Annotated in this window: 19 protein-coding genes and 1 pseudogene; 14 read left to right on the top strand and 6 right to left on the bottom strand. The window is 52.0% G+C overall.

Going from position 1 to position 23,077, the window contains the following annotated elements; all coding sequences use genetic code 11:
- Positions 1–5 precede the first annotated feature (5 nt).
- On the bottom strand, positions 6–1,298 hold the full coding sequence (locus V9K92_RS11270; protein WP_337354021.1) for an XRE family transcriptional regulator: 1,293 nt from the start codon (positions 1,296–1,298) through the stop codon (positions 6–8).
- 151 nt (positions 1,299–1,449) lie between these two features.
- On the opposite strand from V9K92_RS11270, the gene V9K92_RS11265 reads away from it, so the two are divergent.
- Positions 1,450–1,614 (top strand): hypothetical protein, encoded by a 165-nt coding sequence (locus tag V9K92_RS11265; protein WP_307282110.1) that lies wholly within the window; start codon positions 1,450–1,452, stop codon positions 1,612–1,614.
- 189 nt (positions 1,615–1,803) lie between these two features.
- Here the strand turns inward: V9K92_RS11265 and V9K92_RS11260 are convergent, their stop codons facing one another.
- Positions 1,804–2,286: a hypothetical protein gene (locus tag V9K92_RS11260; protein ID WP_115054756.1), complete on the bottom strand. Its 483-nt coding sequence runs from the start codon at positions 2,284–2,286 to the stop codon at positions 1,804–1,806.
- 616 nt (positions 2,287–2,902) lie between these two features.
- On the opposite strand from V9K92_RS11260, the gene V9K92_RS11255 reads away from it, so the two are divergent.
- From V9K92_RS11255 to V9K92_RS11205, 11 genes and pseudogenes are all read left to right on the top strand, one after another.
- Positions 2,903–3,601 carry a hypothetical protein gene (locus V9K92_RS11255; protein ID WP_337354020.1) on the top strand — a complete coding sequence of 233 codons (699 nt, stop codon included), beginning with the start codon at positions 2,903–2,905 and terminating at the stop codon, positions 3,599–3,601.
- Positions 3,598–3,870: pseudogene (locus V9K92_RS11250) on the top strand (SelT/SelW/SelH family protein); the annotation flags it as partial. The gene V9K92_RS11255 and the pseudogene V9K92_RS11250, both read left to right, overlap by 4 nt.
- Positions 3,871–4,022: 152 nt before the next feature.
- Complete coding sequence (locus tag V9K92_RS11245) at positions 4,023–4,976, top strand: sugar-binding transcriptional regulator (protein ID WP_337354019.1); 954 nt, start codon at positions 4,023–4,025, stop codon at positions 4,974–4,976.
- Between the two features lie 111 nt (positions 4,977–5,087).
- On the top strand, positions 5,088–6,398 hold the full coding sequence (locus tag V9K92_RS11240) for an ABC transporter substrate-binding protein (RefSeq protein ID WP_115051590.1): 1,311 nt from the start codon (positions 5,088–5,090) through the stop codon (positions 6,396–6,398).
- 99 nt (positions 6,399–6,497) lie between these two features.
- On the top strand, positions 6,498–7,370 hold the full coding sequence (locus V9K92_RS11235) for a carbohydrate ABC transporter permease (protein ID WP_307282119.1): 873 nt from the start codon (positions 6,498–6,500) through the stop codon (positions 7,368–7,370).
- A 4-nt stretch (positions 7,371–7,374) separates the two neighbouring features.
- The gene (locus V9K92_RS11230; RefSeq protein WP_115051588.1) at positions 7,375–8,205 is read left to right on the top strand and encodes an ABC transporter permease subunit; all 831 of its coding nucleotides are present in this window, start codon (positions 7,375–7,377) and stop codon (positions 8,203–8,205) included.
- A 42-nt stretch (positions 8,206–8,247) separates the two neighbouring features.
- Entirely contained in the window at positions 8,248–9,246 is a 999-nt protein-coding gene (locus tag V9K92_RS11225; protein WP_337354018.1) for an ABC transporter ATP-binding protein, read from the top strand.
- Between the two features lie 9 nt (positions 9,247–9,255).
- Positions 9,256–10,032 carry an L-iditol 2-dehydrogenase gene (locus V9K92_RS11220; protein ID WP_337354017.1) on the top strand — a complete coding sequence of 259 codons (777 nt, stop codon included), beginning with the start codon at positions 9,256–9,258 and terminating at the stop codon, positions 10,030–10,032.
- Positions 10,033–10,089: 57 nt separating this feature from the next.
- Complete coding sequence (locus V9K92_RS11215; protein ID WP_337354016.1) at positions 10,090–11,568, top strand: mannitol dehydrogenase family protein; 1,479 nt, start codon at positions 10,090–10,092, stop codon at positions 11,566–11,568.
- A complete protein-coding gene (locus V9K92_RS11210; RefSeq protein ID WP_337354015.1) occupies positions 11,568–12,230 on the top strand; it encodes an HAD family hydrolase in 663 nt (220 codons plus the stop codon). Before V9K92_RS11215 ends, V9K92_RS11210 begins: the two co-directional genes overlap by 1 nt.
- Positions 12,231–12,253: 23 nt before the next feature.
- Positions 12,254–13,834 (top strand): FGGY-family carbohydrate kinase, encoded by a 1,581-nt coding sequence (locus V9K92_RS11205; RefSeq protein ID WP_337354014.1) that lies wholly within the window; start codon positions 12,254–12,256, stop codon positions 13,832–13,834.
- A 12-nt stretch (positions 13,835–13,846) separates the two neighbouring features.
- Here the strand turns inward: V9K92_RS11205 and polA are convergent, their stop codons facing one another.
- Entirely contained in the window at positions 13,847–16,798 is a 2,952-nt protein-coding gene (polA, locus tag V9K92_RS11200; protein WP_337354013.1) for a DNA polymerase I, read from the bottom strand.
- Positions 16,799–17,212: 414 nt separating this feature from the next.
- On the opposite strand from polA, the gene V9K92_RS11195 reads away from it, so the two are divergent.
- Complete coding sequence (locus tag V9K92_RS11195) at positions 17,213–18,601, top strand: M20/M25/M40 family metallo-hydrolase (RefSeq protein WP_337354012.1); 1,389 nt, start codon at positions 17,213–17,215, stop codon at positions 18,599–18,601.
- 13 nt (positions 18,602–18,614) lie between these two features.
- Positions 18,615–19,232 carry a ribonuclease D gene (locus V9K92_RS11190; protein ID WP_115051580.1) on the top strand — a complete coding sequence of 206 codons (618 nt, stop codon included), beginning with the start codon at positions 18,615–18,617 and terminating at the stop codon, positions 19,230–19,232.
- Between the two features lies 1 nt (position 19,233).
- Here V9K92_RS11190 and V9K92_RS11185 read toward each other — a convergent pair whose 3' ends face one another.
- The 3 genes from V9K92_RS11185 to V9K92_RS11175 form a co-directional block, all read right to left on the bottom strand.
- Positions 19,234–20,346: an acyltransferase family protein gene (locus V9K92_RS11185; protein WP_337354011.1), complete on the bottom strand. Its 1,113-nt coding sequence runs from the start codon at positions 20,344–20,346 to the stop codon at positions 19,234–19,236.
- Positions 20,347–20,952: 606 nt separating this feature from the next.
- Positions 20,953–22,065: a glycosyltransferase gene (locus V9K92_RS11180; protein ID WP_336442296.1), complete on the bottom strand. Its 1,113-nt coding sequence runs from the start codon at positions 22,063–22,065 to the stop codon at positions 20,953–20,955.
- Positions 22,066–22,087: 22 nt separating this feature from the next.
- Positions 22,088–23,011: a glycosyltransferase family 2 protein gene (locus V9K92_RS11175; protein ID WP_337354010.1), complete on the bottom strand. Its 924-nt coding sequence runs from the start codon at positions 23,009–23,011 to the stop codon at positions 22,088–22,090.
- Between the last annotated feature and the right edge of the window lie 66 nt (positions 23,012–23,077).

Genomic DNA, 23,077 nt, shown 5'->3' with positions numbered 1-23,077 from the left:
TGGGGTCATCCCTTTTGAAGATTAAAGCATTTACGAACTTGTCCTGCTCCGACTCGATCAGAGAATATCTTATAGTTATTTCGTTCCTTTCGCATGCGCCCAAATACAATTGCAGGGTGTATCCCCAACTGCTGTGCAAAAGTTTCAGCTGGTCCAGCAATTTTTGAGATTCTGGCGGGTGAAATCTTCCAAGACTCGTCTGGTATCAATAGTGTTGATGCAAAATTATTGGCCTCAATTTCCATTTGATCGATGTCATCAAAGTCTAAATTATCGAAAAACCCTAATGAAAGGCCAGAGTAGTAGTGAAGATAAACATGCCCCAGCTCATGCATTAGGGTAAACCAAAAATTATCGATGCGATCATGACGGAGTGTCAACGCTATCACTGGTGTGTCGTTGACTACGAAGGCTGCGCCATCCAATGCCAGACCCGAAATCTGAGGCTCTATTACTAATATAATACCGTTTTCTTTAAGCGCTTCACTTGCTAGAGCAGGACCATGCTCTAGCCGACTAATACCCACCAAATGTCGCAACCAATCCAGATTTATCAGATTGAATTTTGGTAACCTAGAATCCAGCACAGTTTTTGCTAAATCCAGTGTTCGAGCGCGCCAAGCTAATAGCGATATGTCGTCTGCTAGTTCCTTAGAGTTGATACCAGTTCTTAACAATGCCGGACTTCCGTAGTTGTCCCTCGCAGAAGATATGTATCTTAGAACTTGATGACTTGTGGCCTCTTTATCTTTTACTTCAAACCAATTTTCCGCCTCAGCATGGTGCACGATCTTGTCTAACGTTTTTTTATCGATGCTTGAGTTTTCATCGTTAAACGAGAGAAAAAAAGGATTGTGAGCATGTTGAACGGTCGCTGTTATATTTACATCAAGCAGTGATGCAACTCGTCTAAAATTTGAAAGGCTGATGGAACGATACCTTTCAGATTCATACCGCTGTATCTGCTGTTCTTTTAGTCCCAATCGTTCCGCGAGTTGCTTCTGGGACAATCCTTTAGCTATCCGCGCAACAATAAGAGAAACGCCTGGATCCATTTTAGAAAGTGAGATGGTCGACAGATCGCCACTTTTTAAAGAATTGTAAGTCTGCAGCGAAGTTGCAGTTCGATCTTTGTAGGACGCAACAACCTTTTGATGGCTCGCGATTAACCATGAGGGGAAACCCTTGGCTGCCAAAGCAATATTCTCGCGAGCTGACAGAGCTATCTCTGCGAGCACTAAATTTTGCTTAGCTTCGCGTGCGTCGCGTTCATTAAGAATCATAGGTGAATTGTTCATAGACTATTACTAACACAACAAAAATGTTGTGTAAATAACATGTCTGCTGTGTATTTCACCACATCATACCTGCCATTCCAATATTGCACTGCACAATCCCGCCATCTCCGCATATCCTATGGCCAACCAAACAGTGCCATAGGATCAGGCCATGAGTTTTATCTTTGATTTTGCCACACGTGGACGTCGCCGCAATGATGCGGATTATCGCAATGCGCTGGCTTTGCTCAACAGCATGAGCGCCGCAGACCGTGCCGATATCGGTATCAAACAGGCGGATTTCACCCGCATCGCCCGCGAGATGACCCGCCGCTAATCTGCTTGATGGCAGTGCACGGCCTGCCGTTTGGCAGGCTCAGTCCTTTGCCAAGCTCAGTATGAGGGCGGGGAAGTCGGAGGCAAGAAAAATGCCTCCACCTTTTCCCTCATCTTCAGCCGCTGGCCATTGCTTTCGGCTTGTCGTGCCTGGATGCCATGGTGGGGTCTTTTGATTTGAGGGCGAAGCCTATGCGGGCATGCGCGTAAATTTCATCACCCAGTTGGTTTCCCATGTCTCGCCGCCATCCTTGGAAAAGGCTTGCTCCCAGAGCGGAGCTTTGGGCGAGGGCGTCCAGTGAAAGCGCACGCGCACCGGCGTGCCATTATCCGTATCATTGCCGTAAAACACGCCTTTGCCATCGTCAAAATGGCCGATGACCGGCGGAAACAGGAAGTTGCTGCGGCTGTCGGCCCAATGCAGAGACCATGATCCATCGCGCGGGTTAAACAGGCGCAATGTGATGCCGGAAAAACCTTGGCTCGGCATGTCCATTTCTTCAAGATTGGCGGTATCGTTCAAAAGCTTGCGCACGGTCGATGTGGCGTGAAACTCATCCCATATATGGCATCCGGCAAAGCGCTCCTTCAGCCGCAAATTGCGAATGTTCCAGTTTCCAATGAGGAAATCAAAATCCGTCGCACTGCCATTGATCTGTGCTGATCCGTCCATGTCCGCGCCTCCCGCCCGTTTCGCGCATATTTTATAGCGCAGGGCTCCTGACAACCTTCTGTCAGGAGGGTGTCAGTTGGGTGGCATGTTTGATTCATAAAATTCCCCTCCCTGACGCTCCGCGTCCCCGGGGCGTCACTTGTCTCTTCCGTCCTTCAGACCCCCACAAGGGGGAGCAACCGCATTGCCCGCGAGATGACCCGTCGCTGATCTGTCTTGATGGCAGTGTTTGTCTTTTGGCTGCATTTGCTGGTGTGCGTGGTTCGACAAGCTCACCATGAGGGAAGTTTTTTGGGTTGCAGAGACAACTTGCTGGCGTTGCAAGAGTTACAATAGTTGCAAGAGTTGGCGCCCTGCAATCAACCGACCTCCCTCATCCTGAGCTTGTCGAAGGGCGCATTTGGTTTGTGCAAATCAGACTTTCCTAAAATAATCTCGACAAACTTATCCAACAGTTCCCGCTCTGAATTATTCTGCTCCTGTCCTTCCCGCGGGGAACAGCTTCCGGAGCCGTTCGAAGTTTGGGGAAGGATGGGCGCCTCCGATGGCGGGTTACGGACCCGCTATCCGGGGACGTTCTGTCCAAGGGTTCCCCTGCCGTTACTAGGAACGGCGCGTGCTGGACGAGCACTTTAAGGGGCACAAGGCCAACGCATGGCGTGCCGCAAATGGCATGCCTTGGGTAGCCGAGGCCTCCCAAGCGGAACGGACAGAATGCAAAATCGCCGGACGGGCGGTCTTCGGATCGCTTTACCTACTACAAAGACGCGCTTCGATGACCGCCCGTCTTTCCCACCATTTCAATAGCCAGACGCAAAAGCGGGCGTGGCAAGGTAAACGCACGGAGAAAATCAGCATGGGTAAGCGCAAAAAATTTTCGCAGGATGATCTGGTGCCATTTTGCTCATTCATACCAAACCCGCTGCCGGAATTGCCCTTCACGCTGCAGCCAAGACATCCGCAACAGACAGATGAGCAATATGCTGCCGATATAGAGGGACAAAAGCGCGCCCACCGCCGCTATGTGGTGATGCTCTCGCTGTTTCAGGCCATGGCAACAGCACTTGGCTACCATAAGATTTGCAACAAGCCCGCCTGCCGCCGCAAACAATGCTGTATAGGACGGCGCGATTTTTTCCCGAAGGACGATTATCCTGTCGTGCTTTTTCCGCTTTGCGGCACGGTGGAGATGGCGGAGCGGGCACGCGCGGCCGTACCCAAGATGCTTGCTATTCTGAAATCCGGTTACAACCCGCTCGTCGCGCCCGACGGCACCTTACATCCCGGCGAGAAAATGCTAGAAGTCGAGCCATGACCACGAAGCCGCGCATCACCATCACCTATTGTACGCAATGCAGCTGGATGCTGCGCTCCGCCTGGATGGCGCAGGAGCTGCTCTCCACATTCGGCGCTGATCTGGGTGAGGTGGCGCTGATTCCCGGCACAGGCGGCATCTTCGAAATCCACGTCAATGGCGACCTTATCTGGGAGCGCAAGCGCGATGGCGGCTTTCCGGAAGCCAAGGTTTTGAAGCAGAAGCTGCGGGATATTGTCTGGCCGGAGCGTGATCTTGGCCATTCCGACGGGCATGAGGCAAAGGGTGCGTCCTTCGACAAGCTCAGGATGAGGAAGGAAGTGCCTGCCAAAGATGGGAGGGAGCCTGCCACAATTCCTCATGGTGAGCCTGTGGAACCACGCGTAACAGGAATCCCAGTCTCACAAGATGAGGCAGAGAATTGAGTAAGCCCGAAATTACCAATACCAAGCTGGATGACGCGGCGCGCGCGGGCTGGCTCTATTATGTTGCCGGCAATACGCAGGATGAGATTGCCGCAAAGCTTGGCGTTTCGCGCCAGTCGGCCCAGCGCATGGTGTCGTTGGCTGTTTCGGAAGGGCTGGTCAAGGTTCGGCTTGATCATCCGATTGCCCATTGTCTTGATCTGGCGGCACAGCTGAAAAAGCGCTTTGGCTTGAAAATGGCCGAAGTTGTGCCGACTGATCCGGGCTCCACCTCGACCACGCTTGGTGTTGCCGATGCGGCGGCGGCGGAAATGACGCGCTGGCTGAAGACGGAAGCGCCGGTGGTTGTCGGTATCGGCACCGGACGCACGCTAAAGGCTGCCATTGAAATGTTGTCGCCCATCGATTGCCCGCAACACAAGGTGGTGTCGCTGACGGGCAATATCGCGCCGGATGGTTCGGCCGCCTTTTATAACGTCATCTTCAATATTGCCGAAAAGATAAAGGCGCGCAGTTTCCCTATGCCGCTGCCGGTCATCGCCTCTTCGCCCGAAGAGCGCGAATTGCTGCACAGTCAGCCAATGATCCGCTCCGTGCTGGAATTGTCGGCCAAAGCGGATGTCGCCTTTATCGGTATTGGCGATCTGGGGGATGACGCGCCGCTTTTTGTCGACGGATTTATTTCCCGCTCCGAATTACAGACCTTGCAGCAGGCGGGTGCGGTGTTTGAAATCGTCGGGCGTGCCTTTGATCGCAATGGTATTGCTATTGAAGGATTGACCAATGAGCGCGTTGCCAGCGCCCTTATTCCTTCCCGTGAGACGGCCATGGTCATTGCCATCGCCAAAGGCGAAAAGAAGATGCCTGGCATAGCGGCCGCCCTCAAGGGCAGTCTTATCAATGGGTTGATCACCGACGAGCACACCGCCGAGGCTCTGCTCGCAGACTAAACTCCCTTTCATTGTGCACTGCAGCGACGAATTGCCCTTGACTAACTTCGCCCATGTGTGAGTATTTGCCCACAATACAAGCAATTGCTCATAACATTCGGGAGGAATGAAATGTTTAAGAGAACGCTTCTGCTCGGCGCGGTTTCTGTCGCGGCGATGGTCAGCTTTGCGCATGCGGAGACATTGACCATTGCCACGGTCAATAATGGCGACATGGTTCGCATGCAGAAACTGACCGAAGATTTCACCAAGAAAAATCCGGACATTCAGCTCGAATGGGTAACGCTGGAAGAAAACATTCTTCGCCAGCGCGTCACAACCGATATCGCCACCAAAGGCGGCCAGTATGACGTGATGACAATCGGCACGTACGAAGTGCCGATCTGGGCCAAGCAGGGATGGCTTTTGCCGCTTGACGGTCTGGGTGCGGATTATGACAAGGCCGATCTTCTGCCATCGATCAGCGATGCTGTTTCCGTTGACGGCAAGCTCTATGCCTCGCCATTCTATGGCGAAAGCGCGATGGTGATGTACCGCAAGGATCTGGCTGAAAAGGCCGGTGTGACCATTCCTGAAAAGCCGACCTGGGACCAGATCGCTGATGCTGCGAAGAAGATGACCGACAAGTCCACTGAGACTTACGGCATTTGCCTACGCGGTAAGGCCGGTTGGGGCGAGAACATGGCGCTGTTGACGGCAACAGCAAACTCCTTTGGTGCGCGCTGGTTCGATGAAAAGTGGACACCGCAGTTCGATCAGCCGGAATGGAAGAAGGCACTCACATTCTATGTCGACCTGATGAAGGAAGCCGGACCTGCCGGTGCTTCATCGAACGGCTTCAATGAAAACCTTGCCCTGTTCCAGACTGGTAAATGCGGCATCTGGATCGATGCTACAGTTGCGGCGTCCTTCGTGACCAATCCGAAAGAATCGAAGGTTGCAGATAAGGTGGGCTACGCCCTCTTCCCCACGGGCGGCGTGGAGAACCACGGCAACTGGCTATGGGCGTGGAATCTTGGCATTCCTGCCGGTACGAAAAAGGCAGAAGCAGCACAGAAATTCGTCTCCTGGGCGACTGACAAGGCTTATACGGAATTGGTTGCGAGCAAGGAAGGTTGGGCAAACGTTCCGCCCGGCACACGCACTTCGCTTTATGCCAATCCGGAATATCAGAAGGCTGCGCCTTTCGCCAAGATTACGCTCGAAGCCATGACGGCAGCCAATACAAGCAAGCCGACCGTCAAGCCGGTGCCTTATACGGGTGGTCAGTTCGTTGCCATACCCGAGTTCCAGGGGCTCGGCACGGCAGTGGGCCAGCAGTTTTCGGCGGCGCTTGCCGGTTCTGTAACCGTTGATCAGGCCTTGCAGAGCGCACAGGCACTGACAACCCGCGAAATGACGAAGGGCGGTTACATCAAGTAGATCCTCCTGGCTCCGGGCGGTTTCGGCGCAAATGCCGGAGCCGCCCGGGCCTCCTTTGCTCATCTGCATTTTCAATGATCGCTGTATTGGATCCTGACCATGGCTACGCTTCAGACACGCGCAACTGCCCGTATCATGATGTCGCCCGCCGTCATCCTCTTGTTCCTGTGGATGATCGTGCCGCTTGTCATGACGCTGTACTTTTCATTCCTGCGCTACAATCTCTTGATGCCGGGAACCGAAGAATATGTCGGCTTTCTCAATTACCAGTATTTTCTGACTGATCCCGCCTTCTTCACTGCCCTTGGCAATACCTTGCTTCTGGTTGGTGGAACATTGCTGATCACGGTGATTGGCGGCATTCTTTTGGCGATTGTTCTGGACCAGCCATTCTGGGGCCAAGGCATTGTCCGCCTTCTGGTCATCGCGCCATTCTTCGTTATGCCAACCGTCTCGGCATTGGTTTGGAAGAATATGCTCATGCATCCCGTCAACGGCTTGTTTGCCTGGATCGCACGATCCTTCGGGATTCAGCCGGTGGACTGGTTTGCGCAGGTTCCGCTGTTTTCGATTATCCTGATCGTTGCATGGCAGTGGTTGCCATTCGCAACGCTTATCCTGTTGACCGCATTGCAGTCGCTGGATGGCGAGCAAATAGAAGCGGCAGAAATGGATGGAGCCGGACCGATATCGCGTTTCATCTATCTGGTCCTTCCGCATCTTGCTCGCGCGATCACCGTTGTTATTCTAATTCAGACCATTTTTCTGCTGAGTGTTTTCGCTGAAATTCTGGTGACCACAAATGGGGGACCGGGCCTGCAGACCACAAACATTGCATATCTGATCTATTCACAAGCGCTTTTGCAATTCGATGTGGGTGGAGCTTCCGCTGGCGGTATTGTGGCGGTCATCCTCGCCAACATCGTTGCCTTCTTCCTGATTCGCCTCATCGGCAAGAACCTGGAGAGGTAGAAAAATGGCTCGGTCCGTTACCACGCAACGCAAACTCATCTTTACAATAATTGGATGGAGTATCGGGTTCCTGATCTTTTTCCCGATCCTGTGGACGTTTCTTACAAGCTTTAAGACGGAAGGAACGGCCGTGGCAACGCCGCCTCAATTCCTGTTCTTCGATTGGACGCTGGAAAATTATCACGAAGTGCAGAGCCGGTCTGACTACGGCAAGCATGTTATGAATTCGATAGTCATTTCGGTCGGCTCGACACTGCTCGGCCTCGTATTGGCAATCCCGGCCGCTTGGGCGATGGCTTTTTCGCCAACCAAACACACCAAGGATATTTTGATGTGGATGCTATCCACCAAAATGATGCCTTCTGTCGGCGTGCTTGTTCCGCTCTACTTGATCTTCCGCGATTGGGGCCTGCTCGACTCGCGTCTCGGCCTTGTTGCGGTTCTCACCATGATCAATCTGCCGATCATTGTCTGGATGCTCTACACCTACTTCAAGGAGATACCAGGCGAGATACTCGAGGCTGCCCGTATGGACGGCGCATCGCTGATGAAAGAGATTATCTATGTGCTGACGCCCATGGCCATTCCCGGCATTGCTTCGACAATGTTGCTGAACATCATTCTGGCATGGAATGAGGCATTTTGGACGCTCAACCTAACAGCCGCAAATGCTGCGCCACTGACAGCTTTCATCGCCTCCTATTCCAGCCCCGAAGGGCTGTTCTGGGCAAAGTTGTCGGCTGCGTCCACCATGGCAATCGCCCCGATCCTGATTATGGGCTGGTTCAGCCAGAAGCAATTGGTTCGCGGTTTGACCTTTGGCGCCGTCAAATAATTTCTGACCTTTGGCCTCGCCAAAAGAGATGGGAACAATATTATGGGAAGCATAACACTTGAAAAAGTATCGAAGTCATTCGGTAGCACTTCGGTCATTCCGGAAATCGATCTTGAAATCAATGATGGCGAATTCGTTGTCTTCGTAGGGCCATCCGGCTGTGGAAAATCAACATTGCTGCGCATGATCGCTGGTCTGGAAGATTTGAGCGGCGGGCGTATCGTTATCGACGGTAAAGACATGTCCAACGAAGCGCCAGCCAAGCGCGGATTGTCGATGGTGTTTCAGTCATATGCGCTCTATCCGCATATGAGCGTCTACCAGAATATAGCTTTTCCGCTGAAGATGGATGGCCAGGAAAAGTCCGCGATAGACAAGAAGGTCAAGGACGCAGCACATATCCTTAATCTGACAAACTATCTCGATCGCAGGCCTGGACAACTATCGGGCGGTCAACGCCAGCGCGTTGCTATCGGCCGTGCTATTGTGCGTCAGCCGAAGGCGTTTCTATTTGACGAGCCGCTTTCCAATCTTGATGCGGCTCTTCGGGGCAATATGCGTCTCGAAATCAGCGATCTACATCATCAGCTAACAACCACCATGATCTATGTGACGCATGATCAGGTGGAAGCCATGACAATGGCAGATAAGATCGTGGTGCTGAATGCAGGTCGCATTGAGCAAGTGGGATCGCCTCTGGAACTCTATAAGAGCCCGAAAAACGTCTTTGTAGCCGGGTTCATTGGATCACCGCGCATGAACTTGGTCGAAGGGCCAGCTGCTGCAAAACACAATGCGGCAACGTTGGGTGTACGGCCGGAACATGTCCAAATTTCCAAAACTGCGGGCTTATGGAAAGGCACTGTTGGAGTAACCGAGCATCTCGGGTCCGATACATTTATCCATGTACAGACGGAGAATACCGGAAAGATCACTGTGCGCACAGATGGCGATTTCGCTACGGAACATGGGCAGTCAGTGTACTTGACACCTGATCCATCCCGTTTGCATCTTTTTGATGCAAACGGCCAGGCCATATAGGCACTCGAAATGAGCAGGCTTGCGGGCAAGACGGCATTTATCACAGGTTCGGCACGAGGTATCGGCCGCGCATTTGCAGAGGCTTATATACGTGAAGGCATAGACCATGTGGTAATTGCTGACATCGATCTGGAGCGCGCGCAGCAAACCGCAACTGAACTGGGCAACAAGGCTCTTGCGGTCCGGCTTGATGTGACCAATCAGCAGTCCATCGATGCGGCAATTACCAAAACGGTCGAGCATTTTGGCGGCGTCGATATCCTGATCAATAATGCAGCGCTTTTCGATCTCGCGCCAATCGTCGATATCACCCGCGATAGCTACAATAAATTGTTTGCAGTAAATTTTGCAGGAACACTTTTCACACTGCAAGCCGTTGCCAAAAACATGATTGCTCGCGGAAAAGGCGGCAAGATCATTAACATGGCCAGCCAGGCGGGACGCCGCGGAGAGCCGCTTGTCGCTGTTTACTGTGCAACGAAGGCAGCAGTAATCAGTCTTACCCAATCGGCAGGCCTCAACCTTATCAAGCACGGCATCAACGTGAATGCCATTGCGCCCGGTGTCGTTGATGGAGAGCACTGGGAAGGCGTGGATGCCCTCTTTGCAAAATACGAGAACAGGCCGCGTGGAGAAAAGAAGCGACTCGTTGGCGAAGCTGTACCATTCGGCAGGATGGGCACCGCAGACGATCTCGTTGGCATGGCCGTTTTTCTGGCTTCAAGTGATAGCGATTACGTCGTCGCACAAACTTACAATGTCGATGGCGGCAACTGGATGAGCTGACTGTAAGTCGGTCGTGATGGACGCTTGCAGCATGAATGAAAAGAAGGGTTGATCCCGATGACAATTAAACTTTCGCAGAACGCTTTGCCCCAATTTTCGGCCAATGTCAGCGTACCCAGTTACAAGCAATCGGATTTGAAAGCCGGGATTATTCACTTTGGTATCGGGAATTTTCATCGTGCACATCAGGCGGTTTATCTTGATGAGTTGTTCAATGCAGGGACGGATCACGAATGGGGTCTGATTGGTGCTGGGGTCTTGCCTTCCGATGAAATCATGCGTCAGAAACTCAAGGACCAAGACTGGCTTACAACTGTAGTTGAACAAGACAGCGGGCATCGCAAAGCATATGTCACGTCATCAATGATCGACTATATTCAGCCGGGTAACGCTGCAAACACAATTGCTCGTCTTGCTGATCCTGAAATCCGGATCGTGTCATTGACCATTACCGAAGGCGGTTATTTTATTGATCCGGCTTCAGGAAAATTCAATCCGCAACATCCTGCCATTGCGGCAGATGCGGCCAATATAGGCAGCCCGAAAACCGTTTTCGGCTTGATTTTGGCTGGCCTGATTCGTCGGCGCAGCGAGGGCACACCTGCTTTTACGGTTATGTCTTGCGACAATATTCCAGGCAATGGCCACGTCACCAGCGATGCCATTTGTGGATTGGCGGCGCTGATTGATCCTGTGCTTGCAGATTGGGTGAAGCAAAATGTGGCTTTCCCGAATGGCATGGTGGATCGTATTACACCAGCAACAACCGACCGCGAGCGCAACTTCCTGGCAACGGAATTTGGAGTTGAAGATAATTGGCCGGTATTTTGCGAACCGTTCAAGCAATGGGTGCTCGAGGATCATTTTCCAACTGGTCGTCCTGCGCTTGAAAAGGTCGGGGTGACGTTTGTCGAAGATGTTGCACCGTATGAATTAATGAAAATACGCATTCTCAATGGCGGGCACGCGGCAATCGCCTATCCGGCTTCACTCATGGACATCCATTTTGTTCACGAAGCGATGGAAGAGCCATTGATACGCAATTTTCTAACGAAGCTTGAGCGCGAAGAGATCATTCCGGTGTTGCCACCCGTACCTGATATGCCTTTCGATCAGTATTTTGATCTTATTATCCGGCGTTTTTCCAATCCAAAAATCGGCGATACCATTCAGCGACTTTGCCAAGATGGATCGAACCGCCAGCCAAAATTCATTCTGCCGACGACTGCCGACAGGTTGAGGGCAGGCGACAGCATTACCGGCCTATCCCTGGTGTCTGCGCTTTGGTGCCGGTTCTGCGCAGGGACAACGGATAGTGGCAAACCGACCGACTATCTGGATGCGAGCGCTGAGCGATTAAAGATCGAGGCTTTGAAGGCAAAGGGCGATCCGAAGGCATTCCTTGCCATGACAGATATTTTTGGCGATGTAGGGACAGCACCGGTTTTCGTCGAATCATTTTCGCGTATTCTCCGGACACTATGGGACAAGGGAGCACGCGAAACTTTGGAACTCTATCTTGAAAATAAACTCTAATGGCTGATCCCTCGCTTATTATTTTCGATTGCGATGGCGTTCTGGTCGACAGTGAACCTATCTCCATAGCGGTGCTGCTGGAGATGATCGCCAAAAGCGGTGTCACCATGTCAGAAGATGATGCCTATGATCGTTTTCTTGGTCGTAGCATGGCGACCATTAGCAAGATTCTCCACGAAGAATACGGTTTCGCTGCCAGCGAAGCCGACCTCGACGAAATGCGGACCAATCTCTATTCGCGCTTCGAATTGGATCTCCAGCCCATCCCCGGCATCGCTGATACATTGAAGAAATTGCCACAGCGCCGCTGTGTTGCTTCGTCGAGCCAGCCAGAACGCATTCGTTTATCGCTAAGGTTGACCGGGCTCATCGACCTGCTTGATCCGCATATTTTCAGCGCCACTATGGTCAAGAATGGCAAGCCCGCTCCAGACCTGTTTTTATTTGCTGCGAACATAATGAATGTCGATCCGGCTGAATGTGTGGTGATCGAAGACAGTCCAGCAGGTATACAAGCTGCCAAAGCGGCGGGTATGCGCGTTTTCGCATTTACGGGCGGGACGCATTCCCGCGGTGGCAGGCTGGAGTCAACGCTTGCGTCTCTTGGCCCAGACCTTATATTCGACGACATGTTGCAATTGCCTGACCTACTCAAGTCGTAGGAAGCCGTACTGAAAGTTCGTTGATGCCGCAATTTGTCTGCGCTGTAGATGTTGGTACAGGAAGCGCCCGTGCGGGCATTCTGGATGCAAATGGCAAGCTTCTGGGCCGCGTGGAGCACCCAATCTTAATGAATCGCCCAATGGGTGATCATGCCGAGCACGATTCAGAAGATATATGGAAATCTGTATGTATTTCTGTGCAAGGTGCGATTGCGGCGGCTAAAATTGATCCTGCAGATGTGGTGGGCTTGAGTTTTGATGCCACCTGTTCATTGGTCGTTCGCGATACCCATGGCAAGCAGCTTACCGTCTCAACATCTGGCGAGCAGCGCTGGGATACAATTGTCTGGCTCGATCATCGCGCTTTGGACGAAGCCGATGAATGCACGGCAACGGGCCACAAAGTCCTCGATTTTCTGGGCGGTGTCATGTCGCCGGAAATGCAGACGCCAAAACTGATGTGGTTGAAGCGTCATTTGCCGACGACTTGGAACAAGACGGGGTATTTTTTTGATCTGGCTGATTATTTGAGCTGGAAAGCAACAGGATCGTTGGCGCGGTCGCAATGCACGTTAACCTGTAAGTGGACCTATCTCGCGCATGAAAAGCAGGGCTGGCAGGTAGATTATCTGGAAGCAATCGGCTTGGAGGACTTGATTGAACGCGGCAATCTTCCGGACGTCGCAAGTCCTGTGGCAACGGATTTAGGCGCACTGACAAGCGAAGCGGCAAAAGAGTTGGGCCTCACGCCAAACTGTCATGTAGGAGCCGGACTCATTGATGCATTCGCCGGCTCGCTTGGCGTTCTAGGTGGCTTTGCTGGCGATCTTTCACAGATTGATCGCCATCTTGCGCTGATAGCCGGAACGTCAAGCTGCTTGATGGCCTTGTCCCGGGAGCCGATCTCGTTTCGCGGTGGTTGGGGCCCCTATCACGGCGTTGCACTTCCAGATGTTTGGCTGAGCGAAGGCGGCCAATCCGTAACTGGTGCCTTACTCGACCATATTATCCGCTGGCATGGGGCTGGAGGCGAGCCAAGTGGCGATGTGCACAGAAAGATCACAGCACGTATCATGGAGCTTCGTGCAACCGAGCCGGATCTCGCAAATCGTTTACACGTCCTGCCCGACTTCCATGGAAACCGTTCGCCGCTGGCTGACCCGCATGCGGTTGGGGTTATCAGTGGTCTGACACTTGATTCATCCTTCGACAGCCTGTGCCGTCTTTATTGGCGTACTGCTATCGGCATATCGCTCGGCGTGCGCCATATTCTGGATGCGTTCAATGACAAGGGTTACGCAATCGACACGATGCATGTCACTGGCGGCCACATCAAGAGCCCGCTGCTTATGGAGCTTTATGCCGATGCGACCGGCTGTACGGTTATAACCTCTGCAGCGGAGGACGCGGTGCTCCTTGGCACAGCGATGGTAGCTGCGGCGGCTGCGGGCGTGTATCCTGATCTACCTTCGGCCTGCACAGCGATGAAGCAGGGCGGGCATATCCGTCGACCTGATCCGGCAGCGCGTCAGCGCCTTGATCGCGACTATCGAATCTTCCTTGAAATGCATGCCCAGCGCAAAGCATTGGACGCTTTGCAGTAACTGGGAAGCGCTCTAATGCGCCGCTTCCCAGTTATGCGCAGCACGTGCGTCCACCTGTAGTGGAACTGATAACGCAATTGCTGGCATGGCCGCGTTTTCCATCACTTCGCGAATGACGGGAAGCGTTGCCTCCACCTCATCCTCAATGGTCTCGAAAACCAGTTCGTCATGCACTTGCAGCAGCATTCGCGCCGTGAGTTTTGCATCTTTTAAAGCGGCATCCATGCGTATCATTGCACGGCGAATAATATCCGCTGCAGAGCCTTGAATGGGTGCATTGATCGCCGCACGTTCGTTGAACGCGCGCAGTTGCGGATTTGACGAACGAATTTCGGGATAATGCGCACGGCGGCCAAAAATGGTTTCGACATAACCGTGTTGACGAGCAAATGCTTTCGTCGCTTCCATATAATCCTTGATCCCCGGGAAGCGTTCAAAATAGGTCCGGATGTATTGGCTGGCCTCTTCGCGCGGAATGGAGAGCTGGTTGGCAAGACCGAATGCGGAAATACCGTAGATAATGCCGAAGTTGATGGCCTTTGCGCGTCGTCGCACTTCCGAAGGCATGCCTTCCACCGGGACGCCGAACATTTCAGAAGCGGTCATGGCATGAATGTCGATGCCATCGGCAAAGGCCTGAGTCAGCTGTGGAATTTCCGCAACATGTGCAAGCACACGGAGTTCGATCTGGCTATAATCTGCCGATATCAGCTTATTACCGGGCGCGGCTATAAAGGCCGTACGGATTTTGCGCCCCTCGGTGGTGCGAACCGGAATGTTTTGCAGATTGGGCTCTGATGACGACAGACGCCCTGTCGAGGTTGCGGCCATGGCATAGGACGTATGGACCCGCTTGGTGTCGGGATGAATGTAGCCGGGAAGGGCGTCGGTATAAGTTGATTTCAGCTTTGTCAGCTGGCGCCAGTCAACGACTTTGCGAGGTAGTTCATGGCCCTCAGCGGCTAAGTCTTCGAGAAGCTGAGCAGATGTTGACCACTGCCCAGTTTTCGTCTTCGATCCCCCCGGCAGCCCCATTTTTCCGAACAGGATATCACCCATCTGCTTGGGAGACCCGATATTGATCTTCTCTCCTGCAAGTTTGTAGATTTCGTCCTCGATAGCCGCTGCTGACTGTGCGAGATCACCTGACAAGCGAGACAGAATCTGTCGGTCGATAGAAATCCCTCGTTCCTCCATACGGGCGAGCACAGGAATAAGGGGCCGTTCGAGCCGCTCGTAAACCGAGGAAAGGCCATCGGCGACAAGCCGAGGCTTCAGAAGCCGCCATAGCCGCAAAGTAACGTCTGCATCCTCAGCGGCGTATTCGGTGGCTCTTTCTATTTCAACTTTGTCAAATGTGAGTGAGGATTTACCAGAGCCGACCAAATCCTTGTAAGACAAAGGCTTGTGGCCCAGCCATCGATCACACAGACTATCCATGGTATGGTGACCTTCGCCAGCATCCAACACATAGGAAATAAGCATGGTGTCATCGACCGGATGAAGATCAATGCCGTGACGATGCATGACCAGCCACTCATACTTCATGGCATGGGCAATTTTGAGAACCGATGCGTCTTCAAGCATCGGCTTCAACAGACGGAAAACCTCTGCTTCAGGAATCTGATGTTCAAGCAGTCCACCGCCAAGCAGATCGCCGTCGCGTGATTTATGATTGATTGGAATATACGCAGCCTTGCCCGGCCGCGTGGCGAGGGATAGGCCCACAATTTCGGTCTGCATTGGATCGGCGGATGTTGTCTCCGTATCGAAAGCGACGATACCCGACGCCATGGCTTCATCAATCCAGATTTGCAGCGAGGCAACATCGCGAATCGTTGTGTAGGCACTGCGATCAATTTTGGCTGACAACGCTTCGTCGGTGCGTGCCTTTACAAGGTCAGCAGGTGCAGCGGACACGTTTGATGATGGCGGTTTGCTGGATACAACCATCTGGCTTGATGCGGTTGCACCTTCAGGGCTGGCATCAGATCCAGCACTATCTAGATCCGGGCCGCGGGCTTCGGCGACGGCCTCAATCTTAAGGTTGGCAGCTTCAATTTCGCTGGCGTCCACTCCGGTTGCCTCGGCAGCGCGACGTGTCAGGGCGTTGAATTCCATCGATTTGAGAAATGCAACCAGCTTTGGTCCGTTCTGAGGCTCGAGTCCGAAATCCTCAAGACCCACGTCAATGGGCGTATCGGTTTTCAGGGTCACAAGCTGGCGGGATATCAATGCCTGCTCGGCATACTGGATTATGTTTTCGCGTCGCTTCTGCTGTTTGATTTCTCCAGCACGCGCAAGCAGCGTATCGAGATCACCAAACTCCTCCAGCAACTGCGCAGCTGTTTTTGGTCCGATGCCGGGAATTCCAGGAACATTATCTGTCGAATCGCCCGTCATTGCCTGTAGATCAATCATTTTTTCGGGCGGCACGCCCCACTTCTCGATTACCTCAGGAATGCCGATCTGCTTGTCCTTCATGCTGTCATACATGGACACCAGCGGCGTAACGAGCTGCATCAAATCCTTGTCTGATGAAATAATCGTAACTTCTGCTCCCACAGCTTCTGCCATACGGGCATAGGTGGCGATGAGATCGTCAGCCTCATAACCTTCCTTCTCAATACACGGCAGATTAAAGGCTTTTGTTGCTTGCCGGATCAAACCGAATTGCGGGATCAAGTCTTCCGGAGGGGCAGAGCGGTTTGCCTTGTACTCCGGATAAATTTCCTTGCGGAAGGTGGTCGAGGAATAATCGAAAATTACTGCGAAGTGTGTGGGCGTATCGCGTACAGACGTGTCTCGCGCTTCCCGCAACAGCTTCCACAACATGTTACAAAAACCTGAAACGGCGCCGACCGGCAGGCCATCCGATTTCCGCGTCAGGGGCGGAAGAGCGTGGTAGGCGCGGAAAATATAGCCGGAGCCGTCGACGAGGAAGAGATGATCACCTTTTTTCATGGCAACAGAAATAAATGAACATGGTAAAAAAGGAAATGACGAGTTGTGTTGTTTCCAGCGACTCCTGTGGGCATCCTGACGTTAATTTCGCTTCACGCCTTTGTTACAAAGATGTAATCTTCTGTGCCCTTGAATTGCCACGGTTTACCCCCCAAATCCAGTTCATCGACATTAGATCGATCGCTGGTTTTTAAGGCTCGTCCCCCGCCTGACACCAGTGTCGCAGCCTCCCATTCCCCTCTCCAGGGTGGCTGCAAATGAGTGTAGTAGTGATCTGGTCGCCTTTGGTCCCCCCGCCAAGGCGGCCATTTCTTTTATAGCGTACCGCCCTGCCATTTTTTTATGCCGTTGGCTTGAAAATACGCTAAGAAGAGCTCCCTTCACGAATCCCGGTCAATGAACTCAGGAAATATTATGTCAGCTCTCGAACCTGTCTTGAATGCGCTTGATACAAACCTCGACAAGAGCTTGGAGCGCCTTTTTGATCTGCTGAGAATCAAGTCCATTTCAACTGATCCGGCGTTCAAAGTGGATTGTCGCAAAGCCGCTGAATGGCTGGTAGCCGATCTGCAATCGATTGGATTTGAAGCAAGTATACGCGACACGCCGGGTCATCCGATGGTTGTTGCACACCATGCTGGCCCTAGCGAAGATGCTCCCCATGTGCTTTTTTACGGCCACTATGATGTCCAGCCTGTCGATCCTCTCGAATTGTGGGAAAACGATCCATTCGATCCTGCGATCAAGGACATGGGCAATGGCCGCAAAATTCTGACCGGTCGCGGCACATCTGACGACAAGGGCCAGTTGATGACCTTTGTTGAAGCCTGCCGTGCTTATAAAGCGGTACATGGCCAATTGCCGATAAAGGTTTCCATTCTGTTTGAAGGCGAAGAAGAATCGGGCTCGCCGTCTCTCAAGCCATTTCTTGAGTCACACAAGAATGAGCTGAAGGCCGATTTTGCACTCGTCTGCGACACTGGAATGTGGGATTCGGAAACGCCTGCGATTTCTGTCGGGCTGCGCGGATTAGTCGGCGAAGAGATTATTGTCAAAGCGGCCGACCGGGACTTGCATTCCGGTATGTTTGGCGGCGCAGCGGCAAACCCGATCCGCATTCTTACTAAAATTCTCGCTGATATTCATGACGAGAATGGCGCGGTGACAATCCCTGGTTTCTATGATGGCGTTGAAGAAACACCCACGCAAATATTGCAGATGTGGGAAGGGCTCGATGCCACGCCGGAAAACTTTCTTGGTCCTGTTGGTCTTTCTATACCATCAGGCGAGCAGGGCCGTTCAATCCTTGAACTGATATGGGCGCGTCCGACCGCCGAATTTAACGGCATAACCGGCGGTTACACGGGACAAGGGTTCAAAACCGTCATTGCGGCCCAAGCCTCTGCAAAAGTATCGTTCAGATTGGTCCACAAGCAAAATCCGGCGAAAATCCGCGAGGCTTTCCGCGCCTTTGTCCAAGCGCGTGTTCCTGCCGATTGCACAGTTGAGTTCCATGAGCATGGTGGATCACCCGCCATCCAACTTTCCTACGAATCGCCGCTGCTTTCCAAGGCAAAAAATGCCCTGAGCGATGAATGGCCAAACCCGGCAGTGCTGATTGCAATGGGTGGCTCAATTCCGATTGTTGGTGACTTCCAGAATATGCTGGGCATGGAATCTTTGCTCGTAGGCTACGGCCTCGAAGATGACCGGATTCATTCTCCGAATGAGAAATATGAATTGAATTCATTCCACAAAGGCCAGCGGTCTTGGGCGCGCATTCTCGACGCCCTCGCGAAATAAACAGGAAAAGAATATGACCATTCGCTTTCACCGCAATGACCTGCCTGACCTGAGCAACTATCAGGTCGATGCGGTTGCCATCGATACCGAGACACTTGGTCTCAATCCGCATCGCGACAGGCTTTGTGTCGTTCAAATTTCACCTGGCGATGGTACAGCGGACGTTATCCAGATCGATAAGGGACAGAAAAGTGCTCCGAATTTGGAGAGGCTGCTGGGCGATAATGCCGTCACCAAGATTTTTCACTTCGGACGTTTTGACCTTGCAGTTCTATTTCATACGTTTGGCATCATGCCGAAACCTGTCTTCTGCACCAAGATCGCATCCCGGCTGATACGCACCTATACGGATCGCCACGGATTGAAAGAGATTTGCAGTGAACTGCTGGAAATCAACCTTTCCAAACAACAGCAGTCTTCAGATTGGGGTGCACCGCAGCTCAGTCAGGCACAGCTGGAATATGCGGCCTCCGACGTTCTTTATCTGCATCGCCTGCGAACCATTCTCCAGCAGCGTCTGGAACGGGACGGGAGAGCAGAAGAGGCGATGGCTTGTTTTGAGTTTTTGCCTACCCGCGCCAAACTGGATTTGATGGGATGGGACGAGCAGGACATTTTTGCGCATAGCTGAGTTATTGCGCGGCGGTGGCTTGAGCTGTTTCCTGGTGTGGAGCGCGATCTACATGCGCCCAAGCCGGTCTTTTGAATAGAAATTCCCCATAGCCAGTGAGTTGAATGATTCTATAAAGAATGACCGGGCCGATGACGCCGCTCATCACCGTCAGTAGTGAAATAGTGCCAATATCAGTGATGATTCCAGTTTTAAGCAATATAGTGCGAGCGGCTGCCATGGGCAGAAAGAAGGCCAGGTACACCACGATTGAGTGAGCACCAAGCCAGCGCAGCGTTGCGTTTATGGGCTTCCATGGCACACTTGCAATAAGAGCTGAGCTTGAAACAATAGCCAGTGCTCCAGCAAAACCGGCGATCAACGAGATAACCGGCACACTTGCCCAGCCACCTCGCCCGCCCGAAGTATAAGTCTCTTGTGGTATCCACGCGCTAAATGGTGCCGGTGCAGGATGGAAGACCAGCCACCCGTTTAAGACAGCCCATGCACCTAGAATGATTGCAGCAATAGCGGGGCTTGCCCTCAATTTCTCGGCCAGTTTGAAGATTGCTGGAGCAAATGCATATCCTGCAAAAAAATACACATATCGGCTGCAAAACTCGTCAATAACAAGCCATCCCGTGTGGATCGGCAACGTTTCTAAAAGTGCCGATGCTGCAAAGACCAGCCAGACATTTGTCGTCTTCAGCAATCGGGTAACGATAAAGAACACCGGCAACAAATATATGAACCACAATGTGCCAAATGGTTGCACAAATGCGAGCAGATAAGCCGATATGGCACCCGTCGCTCCGTCTTGCGCCACAACCCCTGGTGCCTTGAACACAAATTGAATGGTTAGCCAAAGCACGTAGAAATAGGCAAAATGCACGACCTTTCGATCAATATAGCGCAGCCACGAGCGGTTAATGACGACGCTTAGGAAAAGCCCCGATATCAAAAAGAAATCTGGCATCCGAAATGGCTGAGCAAATGCTACAACCGGATGCATCCACCCTTGCGTGCCAGTCTCGTTCTCTACACCCAGAACAGAATGCATCATCACTACAAAAATGATGCAGATACCTTTGGCAATGTCGACCCAGTCTACCCGCATCTTTTCCACGGTACTCATTCGTCGTGCTCCCTCACCATTCGTCTTTGATACGCGAAGATTCAGAATAGGAAGTAAAATTCAGGTCATGGACGAATGCCCGAAGATGTTTCCATAAAACATGATTGCTAGACCGTATTTCGAGCGATCGAATTTTTATTGTAATTATCAGAAGTCGTTCTTCGGAGTGCTACGCGTACGAGACTGTACAAGGCACAAAAAAGCCGGGCAAGAGCCCGGCGAATTGTGAACGCTAATGCGTCCAGAGGGGAACACGCAACGAGCGAAAAATGGGAGGAGAACCGCTCGTTACGCAAGGATTAAAGTATAGCTGATAAAGGAAATATTCAAGAGCCTGCAAATAATAATCTTTTGCTATTGAGCAGCCGGAGATTGTTTTTCAAATTCTTGGCTGTCCTTGCATACCCCGTGTCCCCGTAACTGGCACCCGCCAAGACGGTATTGCGCCTCTGAGTCGGGTGAGGGACTGAGGCGCTTAATGGCACCGCCACCGCATCCGCTAATTCCAATCGTGAGAACTACAAGCATGATAAGGCGCATGAACATTCCTCATTGATACGCAAGATTAACCCCAGCAGATGGATTTCTCAACTGGCGGCAGGTCATTCAAAGCAGCGGACGAAATTGTCCCAAAGATGGCTTTTCCGGCATGCGGGCAAGTTCTTCAAGTTGATTCATCGCACCTGCAAGAGTGAAGCGCTGAAAAAGCCAAGGCTCAACTTTATATGGTAAAGTTTCGAAAAGCGCGATTTTGTCGGACAGCGCTTGGGCGTCGCCGGTGGGAACGAGCCATTGTGCGTAGGAGTCTGTGAGGATCTCTGCCGGTCCATAGGGGCAATCGGTGGATATGATAGGCGTTCCCGAGATAAGACTTTCGACCAGAACGTTTGGAAAGCCTTCAAAATCGGATGACAGCAATAAAGCATCTGCGCGCGCCATATAGGAAAAGGGGTTGTCGCGAAAGTTAAGGGCAGCCACTCGATCTTCCAATGCATATTGCCGCGCAAGTTGCATGGCTTCATCGGGCTTATCAGTCAAAAGCAAGAGCCTGCGTGTTGATCCGCTGCCCTTCAACGCTTCGAACAGCACGTCATGGCGTTTGGCCGCAGCAAATCGGCCCACATGGATATAATACGGTTCGGAGGGCAAATCGGCAGGCTTTTCAGCTGCCAATTTGCGTATGTGTTCAACATTGTAGCCATTATGTATCAGCGTTGCGCTGGATGGGATGGCATCCAGTTTTGCAAGATCGTCAATCACGCCCTTTGATACGCCTATGACCGGTTTTCCGTGATAGATACTAGATAAAAGCCGCGCGCGCCGCCGCCGTTTTCGAAGATCGGACACGCCCGCAATAAGCTCTGATGTCGCAATATGTATCCAATGATGTACGTTTATTAGCCCGGCTCTGGCTACAACGCGGTCAGCCGGCGTGAGCGAAGAAGAAACAAAATCAAAGGGCTGAAGGCGTGAGGCCTGTTTGAACCACTGCCGCAGACGTAACGCGGATTTTATCTGTTGAACGAAACCACTTAGCCTGGTCGTCGAGCGATCCAAAACCTCAAAGTCAACCCCGTCTGGGATGGTCCTTGTCTCGCCATCTACAAGTGCCAAAATCTTGACCTTGTGACCGCGACGCGCCAACTCCCCTGCATAACGGAGCCGTGAATAGGTGACTCCGTTCGGCCCGAGATCTGCTATAATAAAAAGAAAACGCATCAGCCATCGTCCTATCGGAGCATCACGGGCGCGCGAAGAGTCCCAGCTCTGTAAATTGACGGGAATCTCGAAACCTTATGGAGTCCGGCCCAATCAAGCTCACATTTTCTTCGGCACCAAGCACGTCAACCACGTTTTTGTAAACATGTGAGCCACCATAATATTGCGCATCCGCAACAGCGGCCTGCGCGAAAAGCAAGGCATCACTGAAAAATTTGAAATGCAATAGCGAGCCATAAATAGGAGAAAAATTGCGATAGAATGGCAATGGCTTGTGAATACTGGAAGCGAACGCCATCGTCGTCTCCACGTATAGAAGCGGGTATTTCATCAATTCAACATGTTCCTTGAGAATACGTCCGCGAGGGCCACCCGTTAAAGACATGAAACGGTTATCCGCGCTCATGCGATAGCCGGATGCGTCAAACATATCGGCAATTTTCCAAGGCATGATATCGCTGGAACCATCGAACACTGCCGATGACAGCGGGCCCGAAGGATAAAGGTCAATCATGGGCGCTGGACAATGCCTAATGCCCTTCAGCTCAAGATTTGCAATGAGCTCCGGTAACGGTTCTTCTTCGCAATTGTCATAAATGAAATATTCATCGCAATCGACATTCAGATACCAGCGATTGATTCCATACAGTTTCAGAAGTTCATGTCTCCAGAGCTTCCCACGGTCAGCTTCCCCATAGCGTAGGGGTGACTTGAAGAGATCGACATCGGGCTGTTGCAGCAATATGTCTCGGGTAGCATCAGACGAATTATCATCGATACATAGGAAGCGTGTGACACCAATTTTGCGATAGTGAGACAGAAATGAGGGCAGGAAATTTACGCTGTTGCGCGTCAGGAAAATGAGTGGAATGTCCGTATTCTGTAACGGGCGCATTCCAGAACCAAAAGGTGATATCGCGGCAACATTATTTTTTCGGCGCTTCAATCGCGTCTCGATCCGCCACGAATCCAGACGGCTCCTCAGCCTTTGAAAAAGACTGCGCTCGATTGC

The organism is Phyllobacterium sp. CCNWLW109, from assembly GCF_037203905.1.
Classification (GTDB): domain Bacteria; phylum Pseudomonadota; class Alphaproteobacteria; order Rhizobiales; family Rhizobiaceae; genus Phyllobacterium; species Phyllobacterium ifriqiyense.
Note: the sequence above shows the minus strand (reverse complement) of the source record. Positions and strands in the feature narration are given on the sequence as shown.